The organism is Enterobacter sp. DNB-S2 (assembly GCF_019443845.1).
Classification (GTDB): Bacteria; Pseudomonadota; Gammaproteobacteria; order Enterobacterales; family Enterobacteriaceae; genus Enterobacter; species Enterobacter asburiae_B.
Map to the genome: position 1 here is coordinate 4411570 of NZ_CP050520.1, position 11971 is coordinate 4423540.

Annotated in this window: 15 protein-coding genes; 3 read left to right on the plus strand and 12 right to left on the minus strand. The window is 57.3% G+C overall.

Features of this window, described 5'->3' with window-relative positions; genetic code table 11:
• The first annotated feature begins 132 nt into the window (after positions 1 to 132).
• Entirely contained in the window at positions 133 to 540 is a 408-nt protein-coding gene (locus HB664_RS21290; protein WP_033146401.1) for a MarR family winged helix-turn-helix transcriptional regulator, read from the plus strand.
• On the opposite strand, the gene HB664_RS21295 is transcribed toward HB664_RS21290, so the two are convergent.
• On the minus strand, positions 537 to 1424 hold the full coding sequence (locus tag HB664_RS21295) for a LysR family transcriptional regulator (protein ID WP_219940855.1): 888 nt from the start codon (positions 1422 to 1424) through the stop codon (positions 537 to 539). The genes HB664_RS21290 and HB664_RS21295 overlap by 4 nt on opposite strands.
• 108 nt (positions 1425 to 1532) lie before the next feature.
• Between HB664_RS21295 and HB664_RS21300 the strand changes: the two genes are divergently transcribed.
• Both HB664_RS21300 and HB664_RS21305 read left to right on the plus strand, forming a co-directional pair.
• A complete protein-coding gene (locus HB664_RS21300; protein WP_219940178.1) occupies positions 1533 to 2735 on the plus strand; it encodes an MFS transporter in 1203 nt (400 codons plus the stop codon).
• Entirely contained in the window at positions 2732 to 3109 is a 378-nt protein-coding gene (locus HB664_RS21305; RefSeq protein ID WP_219940179.1) for a DUF4440 domain-containing protein, read from the plus strand. The genes HB664_RS21300 and HB664_RS21305 overlap by 4 nt, the downstream gene beginning before the upstream one ends.
• A gap of 52 nt (positions 3110 to 3161) precedes the next feature.
• Here HB664_RS21305 and rpoS read toward each other — a convergent pair whose 3' ends face one another.
• From rpoS to cysN, 11 genes are all read right to left on the minus strand, one after another.
• Positions 3162 to 4154: an RNA polymerase sigma factor RpoS gene (rpoS, locus tag HB664_RS21310; protein ID WP_008499600.1), complete on the minus strand. Its 993-nt coding sequence runs from the start codon at positions 4152 to 4154 to the stop codon at positions 3162 to 3164.
• A gap of 59 nt (positions 4155 to 4213) precedes the next feature.
• Entirely contained in the window at positions 4214 to 5338 is a 1125-nt protein-coding gene (gene nlpD / locus HB664_RS21315; protein ID WP_033146405.1) for a murein hydrolase activator NlpD, read from the minus strand.
• Between the two features lie 116 nt (positions 5339 to 5454).
• Positions 5455 to 6081: a protein-L-isoaspartate(D-aspartate) O-methyltransferase gene (locus HB664_RS21320; protein WP_023333224.1), complete on the minus strand. Its 627-nt coding sequence runs from the start codon at positions 6079 to 6081 to the stop codon at positions 5455 to 5457.
• Positions 6075 to 6836, minus strand: coding sequence for a 5'/3'-nucleotidase SurE (gene surE / locus HB664_RS21325; protein WP_023308990.1), 762 nt, complete (start codon positions 6834 to 6836; stop codon positions 6075 to 6077). The genes HB664_RS21320 and surE overlap by 7 nt, the downstream gene beginning before the upstream one ends.
• Positions 6817 to 7866: a tRNA pseudouridine(13) synthase TruD gene (truD, locus tag HB664_RS21330; RefSeq protein ID WP_033146407.1), complete on the minus strand. Its 1050-nt coding sequence runs from the start codon at positions 7864 to 7866 to the stop codon at positions 6817 to 6819. Before truD ends, surE begins: the two co-directional genes overlap by 20 nt.
• Positions 7863 to 8342, minus strand: a complete 480-nt coding sequence (ispF, locus tag HB664_RS21335) for a 2-C-methyl-D-erythritol 2,4-cyclodiphosphate synthase (RefSeq protein WP_032660285.1) — start codon at positions 8340 to 8342, stop codon at positions 7863 to 7865. The genes truD and ispF overlap by 4 nt, the downstream gene beginning before the upstream one ends.
• Positions 8342 to 9052: a 2-C-methyl-D-erythritol 4-phosphate cytidylyltransferase gene (ispD, locus tag HB664_RS21340; protein WP_219940180.1), complete on the minus strand. Its 711-nt coding sequence runs from the start codon at positions 9050 to 9052 to the stop codon at positions 8342 to 8344. The genes ispF and ispD overlap by 1 nt, the downstream gene beginning before the upstream one ends.
• A gap of 19 nt (positions 9053 to 9071) precedes the next feature.
• Complete coding sequence (gene ftsB, locus HB664_RS21345; protein WP_008499609.1) at positions 9072 to 9383, minus strand: cell division protein FtsB; 312 nt, start codon at positions 9381 to 9383, stop codon at positions 9072 to 9074.
• Positions 9384 to 9549: 166 nt separating this feature from the next.
• Positions 9550 to 9876: a DUF3561 family protein gene (locus HB664_RS21350; RefSeq protein WP_008499610.1), complete on the minus strand. Its 327-nt coding sequence runs from the start codon at positions 9874 to 9876 to the stop codon at positions 9550 to 9552.
• Positions 9877 to 9934: 58 nt separating this feature from the next.
• Positions 9935 to 10540, minus strand: a complete 606-nt coding sequence (cysC, locus tag HB664_RS21355; RefSeq protein ID WP_010434543.1) for an adenylyl-sulfate kinase — start codon at positions 10538 to 10540, stop codon at positions 9935 to 9937.
• Entirely contained in the window at positions 10540 to 11964 is a 1425-nt protein-coding gene (gene cysN / locus HB664_RS21360; RefSeq protein WP_023308996.1) for a sulfate adenylyltransferase subunit CysN, read from the minus strand. The genes cysC and cysN overlap by 1 nt, the downstream gene beginning before the upstream one ends.
• Between the last annotated feature and the right edge of the window lie 7 nt (positions 11965 to 11971).

Consider the following 11971-nt stretch of genomic DNA (forward strand, 5'->3'; position numbering starts at 1 on the left):
TAAGCTACTCCAGGATCGTTTACCTGACAAGATCGTTCGCATACGATCACACGAATGGCTAAAAGATGCCGCGTTAAAATTGAGAGCAATAGCGGCTATCATAGGGGAGAGATTTTTTCCGTCGGAGTGTTCATGGAACTAAGACAAGAGGCGTTCCACCTGTTACGTCAGCTTTTTCAACAGCATACCGCGCAGTGGCAACATGCCTTACCGGAACTGACCAAGCCACAGTATGCGGTGATGCGCTCTATTGCCGAGCATCCGGGTATTGAACAGGTGGCGTTGACCGAAGTGGCGGTCAGCACGAAAGCAACCCTGGCGGAGATGCTCAGCCGCATGGAGGCGCGCGGGCTGGTCAAACGCGAGCACGATCCGGCCGACAAGCGCCGCCGGTTTGTCTTCCTGACCCCAGAAGGTGAAGCCCTGCTTGCAGGCTGTAAACCGCTTGGCAACGAGGTGGATGAGGCGTTTTTAGGACGTCTTAACAAGGCCGAGCGGGAGCAGTTCTCTGCGCTCATCAAAAAGATGATGCACGATTAATTCACGCTGGTGCGCATAAAATCGATAAACGTGCGCACCTTCGCCGTCACGTGCCGGGCATCGGGATAAACCGCATAGATGCCCTGCTGCGCAAAGGTATATCCCGGTAAAACCGGGACCAGTTTTCCCGCATCAAGCGCATCGCGCGCCAGCCATTCCGGCAGTAACGCCACGCCTCCGCCAGCAAGTGCAAAGGCCATAAGAGCCTGCGCGCTGTCGGCAAACAGGCGCGGCGCTTTTTTTATCTCCAGCGTTTCAGGCGCACCGCTGGCATCCTTCACCTGCCAGCGCAGCGGCGAGGCCAGGCGCTCGTGAATAATCCAGTCGGCGTTGGCAAGGTGCGCAAGCGTTTCGATCGGATGGTTAACGAGCCACCCGGGCGTCGCGACGGGGAGAATCGAGAAGTGCGAAATCAGCGCGGCGTGGTTGCGCGAATCGGCAAGCGTTCCCAGCCGGATAGCTACGTCAAAGCGCTCCGAGATAAGGTCGGCGTGCAGGGAGGACGAAATGTGCCGCACGCGAAGATCCGGGTGTTGCTGGCTAAACCTGGCCAGCAGCGGCACCACCACCTGTGAGCCATACTCGGGCGTCGTCGTGATCCGCAGTTCGCCAGTGAGCCCCGCATGATTCGCGCGGACATCATCCTGCAGCCGTTCCGCATCCTTCAGAAGCGCCACGCTGCGTTGATGAAAAAGCGCGCCCGCCTCGGTTAACGTCAGACGGCGGGTGGAGCGCAGCAGCAGCGTAACGCCCAGCTCATCTTCAAGCTGGCGAATATTGAAGCTGACCACGGCTTTTGTCAGCCCCATTGCCTCGGCTGCGGCAGTGAAACTGCCGGTATCGGCCACCGCGACAAACATCTGCGCCCGCTGCAGGTTAATCATCATCACGCCTTTTACTGTCAAAATATTTTTGACAGTATATCGCGCTTTGTCAGGTTTATCCGTTCTTCCCGGATCGATACGATACGCCACCTCACCGGAGGATCCACCATGACGTATCGCAGCAAAGTCGCCGTTGTTTATCTGCTGGGCTTTTTTCTTGATTTGATCAACATGTTCATTGCCAGCGTCGCCTTCCCGGCAATGGCTCACGCCTTTAACACCACGCCTTCAGCCCTTGCCTGGGTCAGTAACGGGTACATTGCCGGCCTGACGCTGGTGATCCCTTTTAGCAGCGTGCTCACGCGCCGCATCGGGCCTAAGCGCGTCATCCTGCTCTCGCTTTTTCTGTTCAGCGCTGCCTCCGCTGCGGCGGGCCTGTCTGCAACGCTTGAAAGTCTGATCGCCTGGCGAGTGCTTCAGGGCGTGGGAGGAGGCTTACTGATCCCCGTCGGACAGGCGCTGACCTGGCAACAGTTTAAGCCTCACGAGCGGGCCCGACTCTCCTCGGCGGTGATGCTGGTGGCGTTGCTTGCCCCGGCCTGCTCTCCTGCTATCGGAGGACTGCTGGTGCAGACGCTCAGCTGGCGATGGATATTTTTCGCCACGCTACCGGTCGCTATCGTGACCTTTGTTTTGGCCTGCCTGTGGCTTAAACACGAAATGCCCGCGATGAAAGCGGCCAGACTGCTAAACCTGTCGTTGCTCGCGGACCCGCTTTTGCGTTTTTCCATGCTTGTTTATATCTGCGTACCCGGCATGTTTATTGGGGTGAACGTCACGGGCATGTTTTATCTTCAGCACGTGGCGAAAATGAGCCCAGCCGCAACGGGGATGCTCATGCTGCCGTGGTCCGCGGCATCGTTTATCGCCATCACGGCAACGGGACGCTATTTTAACCGTATCGGCCCCCGACCGCTGATCGTCATCGGCTGCCTGCTGCAGGCGACGGGTATTCTGCTTTTGATTAACGTCAGTTCGGCTACGCTGCTGCCTGCCGCTGCGTTTACCCTGATGGGTGCGGGGGGAAGCCTGTGCAGCAGTACGGCTCAGAGCAGCGCTTTTCTGACGACCCGCCGGGAAGAGATGCCGGATGCCAGCGCGCTGTGGAATCTTAATCGTCAGCTGAGCTTTTTTGCCGGAGCCCTGCTGCTGGCGCAGGCGCTGAACCTGGCGCAGGCCTGGCTGCCACCGCTCGCGGCCTGGCATGGGATGTTTATTTTTTCCGCAGGCATGACCTTGCTGCCTGTACCGTACGTTTTTCGTCTTAACAATACGCAGGTGCTCACCCAGCTGCGACAGGAGAATTCATGACGCCTTTCGAACACGACATTATCGACCTCCACATTGCGCTTGAAAACTGGTTAGGCAAAGGTGAAGGAGATCCCGACGCCCTGCTCGCCCGCTTCAGCCCGGATTTTCTGATGATCCCGCCTGGCGGCATTCAGATCGACTATATCGGTCTTGCCAGTTTTCTGGAAAATCAGCGCGGAAGCCGTCCCGGACTGAAGATCGTCATTGACGAATTGTCCACGATCCAGCGCTGGGATCGTGGCGCGGTGCTCCACTACCAGGAGACGCAAACCCGGCCGGACCTGCCCGTCAACGTGCGCTGGTCAACCGCGGTGCTCAATCAGGAAGGCGATCGGATAGTGTGGCGTCTGCTGCACGAAACGGCTAAGCCGTAGCGCAAAAGAAAAAGGCCCGTCTCACGACGGGCCTTTTTTGACGAAAGGTTGCTTATTCGCGGAACAGCGCTTCGATATTCAGACCTTGCCCCTGCAGGATTTCACGCAGGCGGCGCAGACCTTCAACCTGAATCTGACGAACACGTTCACGGGTCAGGCCAATTTCGCGGCCGACGTCTTCCAGTGTCGCAGCTTCATACCCCAGTAAACCGAAACGACGTGCCAGCACTTCACGCTGTTTGGCGTTCAGCTCGAACAGCCATTTGACGATGCTCTGCTTCATGTCATCGTCCTGCGTGGTGTCTTCCGGACCGTTGTCTTTTTCATCGGCCAGAATGTCCAGCAGCGCTTTTTCGGAGTCGCCACCCAGCGGGGTGTCAACGGAGGTAATGCGCTCGTTGAGACGCAGCATACGGCTTACGTCATCAACCGGTTTATCGAGTTGCTCAGCAATCTCTTCTGCGCTTGGCTCGTGGTCCAGTTTATGGGACAACTCGCGTGCGGTACGCAGATAAACGTTCAACTCTTTGACGATGTGAATCGGCAGGCGGATCGTACGGGTCTGGTTCATAATAGCCCGTTCGATGGTCTGACGAATCCACCAGGTCGCGTAGGTTGAGAAACGGAACCCGCGTTCCGGGTCAAACTTCTCAACTGCGCGGATGAGACCTAAGTTGCCCTCTTCAATCAGATCCAGCAGAGCCAGACCACGATTGCCGTAACGGCGGGCAATTTTCACGACCAGTCGCAGGTTACTTTCAATCATGCGACGACGCGAGGCTACATCACCACGCAAAGCACGACGTGCGAAATAGACTTCTTCTTCGGCCGTTAGCAGTGGGGAGTAACCAATCTCCCCAAGGTAAAGCTGAGTCGCGTCCAGTACACGCTGTGTGGCACCCTGCGATAACAGCTCTTCTTCAGCCAAATCGTTATCACTGGGTTCCTCTTCTACTAAGGCTTTTTCGTCAAAAGCCTCTACTCCGTTCTCATCAAATTCCGCGTCTTCATTTAAATCATGAACTTTCAGCGTATTCTGACTCATAAGGTGGCTCCTACCCGTGATCCCTGAACGAGACACCCTGGCTGGCATGCCCCGTCAAATTATCGCTGCGGCAAATACTGCAGCGGGTTTACGGATTTCCCCTTGTAACGAATTTCAAAATGCAAGCGTGTAGAACTGGTTCCGGTGCTACCCATGGTAGCGATTTTTTGCCCCGCCTTAACTTCTTGTTGTTCCCGGACCAGCATTGTGTCGTTATGGGCGTAGGCACTCAGGTAATCATCGTTATGTTTGATGATAATAAGATTACCGTAACCGCGCAGAGCGTTACCGGCATACACAACGCGCCCGTCTGCGGTCGCGATGATAGCCTGTCCTTTACTCCCTGCGATGTCGATCCCTTTATTTCCCCCCTCGGAGGAAGAGAAGTTCTCGATAACCTTGCCGTCAGTTGGCCAGCGCCATGCAGAAATTGGCGAACTGGAGGTCATACTGCTGGCAGTCGGTTCAGTAGAGCTAACCACAGGTGCCGTAACCGGTGCTGTGACAACAGTCGCAGTACCTTTATTATTCGGCAACATTTTGTTAGCAGTCTGATCACCTGAATCCTCAGAATACGTAATTACAGGTTGTGAAGCAACCACCGTGGTGGATTTTTGTGCAGGCTTAACGCTGTTATTTTGAGCCGTCACATCGGCCGCTGAAACGGTGTTGCCAGGCGTAAGCGGCGTGCCCGTCGCGTTGCCAACCTGGAGCGTTTGCCCGACTTCCAGACCGTATGGGGCCTGGACGTTATTGCGCTGCGCGAGGTCACGGAAATCGTTCCCGGTAATCCACGCAATGTAGAACAGCGTATCCCCGCGTTTCACGGTATAGGTGCTGCCACCGGTATAGCTGCCTTTCGGAATGTTCCCATACTGACGGTTATAGACTATGCGGCCATTCTGGGTCTGAACAGGCTGTTCCACTGGCTGAATCTGCGTCGGCTGCGTCATTGGACGCTGAACCGGCTGGATTGGCGGATTTTGTTGCGCCGTAGAGGTACCCATTTTAGGCGGAGGAGTGATCAACATTCCGCCGGACGTGTTACCCGAGCCGCTGTTTCCGCCGACAGAACTGACGGGCGCAGGCGCGTTATTAGAACTTGTACAGCCTGCCAGCCAGAGCGAAACCAGTGATAATGCCGCAACACGGCTGATGGTGAATTTAGGGCTTCCCGCGCTCATTTATCCCCCAGGAATGTGTTAACTACCAGTGACTTAAAATTTACCGTGATGGCACGAATCTTTCGCGCCACACCATACGCTGAATTTGCCTTAATAACCCTGGATAATTCCGAGTCTCAGGCCAACTCCCCCTTTACCAGAGGCACAAAGCGCACGGCTTCCACGGTGTCGATAATAAACTCGCCGCCGCGCCGACGAACGCGCTTCAAAAGCTGCTGCTCGTCCCCGACGGGCAGAACAAGAATGCCCCCCTCATCCAGCTGCGACAACAGGGCCGCAGGAATTTCAGGCGGGGCCGCCGTCACGATGATCGCGTCAAACGGCGCGCGCGCCTTCCAACCCTGCCATCCATCACCGTGTCGTGTCGAAACATTATGTAAATCAAGTTGTTTCAGGCGACGACGCGCCTGCCACTGTAAACCTTTAATCCGCTCAACGGAGCATACATGATGAACCAGATGCGCCAGGATCGCGGTCTGATACCCCGACCCGGTGCCAATCTCCAGCACGCGGGAGTCAGGCGTCAGCTCCAGCAGCTCCGTCATGCGCGCCACCATGTAAGGCTGCGAAATCGTCTGGCCCTGTCCGATGGGCAGCGCCACGTTTTCCCACGCTTTGTGTTCAAACGCCTCATCTACAAATTTCTCACGCGGAACCTGAGCAAGCGCTTCAAGCACGTGCTCGTCGCGGATCCCCTGCGCGCGGAGTTGTTCCAGAAGAGTTTGTACACGTTTGTTTACCATTGCGCGTTCACTCCTGCGCGATCCAGCCAGCCCGACACCACATCATGCGCGCTATACGCGGTTAAATCTACGTGCAGCGGGGTAACCGAAACATAGCCTTCATCCACGGCGGCAAAGTCGGTATCCGGACCCGCATCGCACTTATCGCCGGGAGGGCCAATCCAGTAAAGCGTGTTGCCGCGAGGATCCTGCTGCGGGATCACCTGATCGGCAGGGTGTCGGCTCCCGCAACGGGTGACGCGAATGCCTTTAATTTCATCGAGAGGAAGATCCGGCACGTTGATGTTGAGGATGCGCCCGGTACGCAACGGCTCGCGGCCGAGCGCCCGCAGGATCGAACAGGTCACCGCGGCGGCGGTGTCGTAGTGCGTGTGGCCGTTTAACGAGACCGCCAGCGCCGGGAATCCAAGATGGCGCCCTTCCATTGCGGCCGCCACGGTGCCGGAGTAAATCACGTCATCGCCGAGGTTAGGACCGGCGTTAATGCCGGAAACAACGATATCCGGACGCGGCCGCATCAGCGCGTTCACGCCCAGAAAAACGCAGTCGGTTGGCGTGCCCATCTGCACGGCAATATCGCCATTTTCAAAGGTAAAGGTGCGAAGCGACGACTCCAGCGTCAGTGAGTTAGACGCTCCACTGCGGTTACGATCGGGCGCCACGACCTGCACGTCCGCGAATTCGCGGAGGTGTTTCGCCAGGGTCTGAATGCCTGGCGCGTGGATACCGTCATCGTTACTCAGCAATATTCGCATAATCACCCGAGGTGTTGATAAGTTCCCTGACAACACTGGTGGCAAAGCTACCTGCCGGTAGCCAGAAGCGTAACTCGACGGTCACGTCATCCCACCAGTTCCAGCTTAACTGCTGCGGGTAGAGCAGCATCGCGCGGCGTGCCGCCTCGACTTTTTCCCGCACCAGCAAGGATTGCAATTCTGGCGCATCCGCTACGGCTAACTGCTCGGCAGCCAGCGCGTCGCCCTGCGTTCCCCAGTCGCCCGTACCGGGCAGCGCGGCGGTAATCATCAGCGCTTTTGCGTCCACGCGCGACTGCACATCGGCCATTTCTTCGGCCGTTGCCACAAACCAGCTTCCGCGTCCCGCTAATTGTAGCGCATCGCCAACAACAACTTGATTCGCGTCCGGTTTTTTCAGCCTTTCGCTCACAATCTGATTAAACAACGCGCTGCGGGCCGCCGACAACCAAAAACTGCGTTTATTCCTGTCGCGCACCGGGGCATCGCTTTGCGCCCAGCGCAGCGCACCCTGCAGGTTGCTGCCGCCAATGCCAAAGCGCTGCGCGCCAAAGTAGTTCGGTACACCGCGTTCACTGATCGCGTTCAGACGTTTTTCAACGTCTTCGCGGTGAGACACTTCACGCAGCACCAGCGTAAAGTCGTTCCCCTTCAACGCCCCCAGACGCAGTTTGCGCTTGTGGCGGGCGAATTCCAGTACCTTACAGCCTTCAAGCTCAAATTTGCTTAAATCAGGCATCGTATTGCCGGGAACGCGCGCGCAGAGCCACTGTTCCGTGACGGCGTGTTTATCTTTCTGTCCGGCAAAGCTCACTTCGCGGGCATGGATTTTGAGGAATTTTGCCAGCGCGTCGGCCACAAAGCGGGTATTGCAGCCATTTTTCAGAATACGCACCAGGATATGTTCGCCTTCGCCATCCGGCTCAAAGCCCAGATCCTCCACCACGAGGAAATCTTCCGGGCTGGCTTTCAGCACCCCGTTCCCCTGCGGTTTACCGTGCAGGTACGTCAGGTTGTCGAAGTCCGTCATTTGCTCGCCTTCAGCAGTAGCGCTACGGCTTCACAGGCAATCCCTTCGCCACGCCCGGTAAAGCCCAGCTTCTCGGTCGTCGTCGCTTTGACGTTCACGTCGTCCATATGGCAGCCCAGATCTTCTGCAATAAACACGCGCATCTGCGGAATATGCGGCAGCATTTTCGGGGCCTGGGCAATAATCGTCACGTCGACGTTGCCGAGGATGTAGCCTTTCGCCTGAATGCGGCGCCACGCTTCGCGCAGCAGCTCGCGGCTGTCCGCGCCTTTAAATGCCGGGTCGGTGTCCGGGAACAGCTTGCCGATATCGCCCAGCGCGGCAGCGCCCAACAGCGCGTCGGTCAGCGCATGCAGTGCCACGTCGCCATCAGAATGCGCCAGCAGTCCTTTTTCATAAGGAATGCGCACGCCGCCAATGATAATTGGGCCTTCTCCGCCAAAGGCGTGTACATCAAAACCGTGTCCAATTCGCATTATGCCTTCTCCTGATGGGTCGAACGGGTAAGATAAAATTCCGCAAGCTGTAAATCTTCCGGACGCGTCACTTTAATATTATCAGCGCGTCCTTCAACAAGCTCAGGGTGGAAACCGCAATACTCCAGCGCGGAGGCTTCGTCCGTGATGGTCGCACCTTCTTTAAGCGCTCGCGTTAAGCAGCCGTGGAGTAATTCGCGGGGGAAAAATTGTGGCGTCAGCGCGTGCCATAAATCGACGCGATCGACGGTGTGGGCGATAGCCTGTTTGCCCGGCTCGGCGCGCTTCATGGTGTCGCGCACCGGCGCAGCCAGAATCCCGCCAACCTTGCTTGTTTCGCTTAGCGCCAGCAGGCGCGCAAGATCGTCCTGATGCAGGCACGGACGCGCCGCGTCATGTACCAGCACCCACGACGCGTTTCCGGCGGCCTGAATACCCGCCAGAACGGAATCGGCGCGTTCGGCGCCACCGTCAACGACGGTAATATGTGGATGATTTGCCAGCGGCAGCTGCGCGAAGCGCGCATCGCCAGGGCTGATAGCGATGATCACACGCGTCACCCGCGGGTGCGCCAGCAGCGCCGCCACGGCGTGCTCGAGGATCGTTTTATCGCCAATAGAGAGGTACTGCTTGGGACATTCTGCCTGCATGCGCCGGCCAAAACCTGCGGCCGGCACCACGGCGCATACGTCCGAAAAAGTTACTGCCATGTCGTAATCCTGGGCCTGATTATCGATTGTTTTGTGCTGAGCCCTGATTGCGTTTAGACGCATCCGGAACCAGACGATAAAAGGTTTCGCCCGGCTTAGTCATACTGAGTTCATTGCGTGCGCGTTCCTCAATCGCCTCTTGCCCGCCATTGAGGTCATCAATTTCAGCAAAGAGTTGATCGTTTCGCGCCTTAAGTTTGGCGTTTGTTGCCTGCTGAGCCGCGACGTCATCGCTCACCCGGCTATAGTCGTGCAGTCCGTTCTTACCGAACCACAGCGAATATTGCAGCCAGATTAGCAAAGCCAGCAACAGCAGCGTTAGTTTACCCATCCTGCCCCCTGAAAAACGGCATCATCATCCCAAGACTTCCCCAGAGCACTACGCCGGGGTAACAGAGATGCCGCAACATCGCGGGCAAATGTACCACATTTTTTCCGCAGAATCGTCCTGCTCAATATCGTTACACAGTTGGTTACGGTTTGAATTATGGCTGAAGTTAGCCCATGAGCCACAAAAATAACAGACCAAACATGAGAACCACCGTCACAATCGTGACCACGGTGCTGTACAGGAGCTTACCGTTGAGCAGCGAGTGCAGCGCAATGCCGACGACAACCGCCACGGGCATCAACGCCAGAAAGAAAGGCCAGGTGTAGAGAAAGAAGAACAGCGTGTTGCCGCCATAGATGAGAAACGGAATGCCAAGCGCCAGCAGCCATGAGACGAAGCCAATGATGGCCCCAGGAAATGACCAGGTCGTTTCGTCGTCGGTCGCTAGCGGCTCCGACCCGGTGGTGGTGATGTAATGTTCACTGTTGCGCATAGCTAATCCTGTGACCGTGACTGATCGTTCGGGAAGACAGCTCCCGAACGATACCGCCTCAGGATCTGATAATATCGTCCCGTCTGAGCAGGTCTAATAATTGGCTTACTAAATTTGTTACCAATTGTTGACCTTCCAGGTGAATTTCAGGCGATTCAGGCGCTTCGTATACCGCGTCAATTCCGGTGAAGTTGCGCAGTTCTCCGGCACGCGCTTTCTTGTAAAGCCCTTTCGGGTCGCGCGCTTCGCAAATCTCCAACGGCGTATCGACAAACACCTCGATAAAGCGATCCTGGCCCACGCGTTCGCGCACCATCTGGCGCTCGGCGCGGTGCGGAGAGATAAACGCGGTCAGCACCACCAGCCCGGCGTCAGCCATCAGGCTGGCGACTTCGCCCACCCGGCGGATGTTCTCTTTGCGGTCATCGTCGCTAAACCCTAAATCGCTGCACAGGCCGTGACGCACGTTGTCGCCATCCAGCAGGTACGTGCTTACGCCCTGCTGATGCAACGCCTCTTCCAGCGCGCCGGCCACCGTCGATTTACCCGAGCCGGACAGCCCGGTAAACCACAGCACAACCCCACGATGACCGTGGAGCTGTTCGCGCTGGGCGACGGTGACCGGATGAGGATGCCAGACGACGTTCTCATCATGGGCGGCCATTACTTGCCTCCCAGCAGATCGCGTGCACCCCAGTGCGGGAAGTGTTTACGCACCAGCGCGTTCAGTTCCAGCTCGAAGGCGCTGAATTCAGACGTCGCGGCAGCCTGTTTAATCGGTTCGCGCACCATACCGGCCCCGACGGTAACGTTGGTCAGCCTGTCGATAAAGATAAGACCTCCCGTGACCGGATTCTGCTGATACGGATCCAGCACCAGCGGTTCGTCGAAGGTCAGATCGACCAGACCAATGCCGTTCAGCGGCAGCTCGGTGACGTCACGCTGGGTCAGGTTGTTGATATCCACCTGGAACTGAATACCGTCCACGCGGGCGCGGGTTTTCTTGCCGGCAATTTTGATGTCATAGCTCTGGCCAGCGGTCAGCGGCTGTTCGGCCATCCACACCACGTCCACGGAAGCCCCCTGCACTGCCGCCAGCGTTTCCTGCGCGTCAACCAGCAGGTCGCCCCGGCTGATATCAATTTCGTCTTTCAGCACCAGCGTTACGGCTTCACCGGCGCCCGCTTCCTGCAGGTCACCGTCGAAGGTGACGATGCGGGCGATAGTCGATTCCACGCCGGATGGCAGCACCTTGACGCGCTGACCTACCTTCACGGAGCCTGATGCGAGGGTACCTGAGAAGCCGCGGAAATCGAGGTTTGGACGGTTCACGTACTGCACCGGGAAGCGCATCGGCTGGGTATCGACCACGCGCTGAATTTCAACGGTTTCCAGCACTTCCAGCAGCGTCGGACCGCTGTACCACGGCATGTTCGCGCTCTGGGAAGCGACGTTATCCCCTTCCAGCGCCGAGAGCGGCACAAAGCGAATATCCAGGTTGCCCGGCAGCTGTTCGGCAAAGGTCAGATAGCTCTGGCGGATCTCCTCGAACTTCTCTTCGCTGAAGTTGACCAGATCCATCTTGTTGACCGCCACCACCAGGTGTTTGATCCCCAGCAGCGTCGAGATAAAGCTGTGACGACGGGTCTGATCCAGCACGCCTTTACGCGCGTCCATCAGCAGGATCGCCAGGTCGCAGGTAGACGCGCCGGTCGCCATGTTGCGGGTGTACTGCTCGTGCCCCGGGGTATCGGCGATAATAAATTTGCGCTTCTCGGTAGAGAAGTAGCGGTAGGCCACATCGATGGTGATGCCCTGCTCGCGCTCGGCCTGCAGGCCGTCCACCAGCAGCGCCAGGTCGAGTTTTTCACCCTGGGTGCCGTGACGCTTACTGTCGTTATGCAGGGAAGAGAGCTGATCTTCGTAAATCTGGCGCGTATCGTGCAGCAGGCGGCCAATCAGGGTACTTTTCCCGTCATCCACGCTGCCGCAGGTCAGAAAACGCAGCAGGCTTTTGTGTTGTTGCGCGTGCAGATACGCTTCCACGCCGCCTTCGTTGGCAATTTGTTGAGCAATAGTGGTATTCATGGCGGCT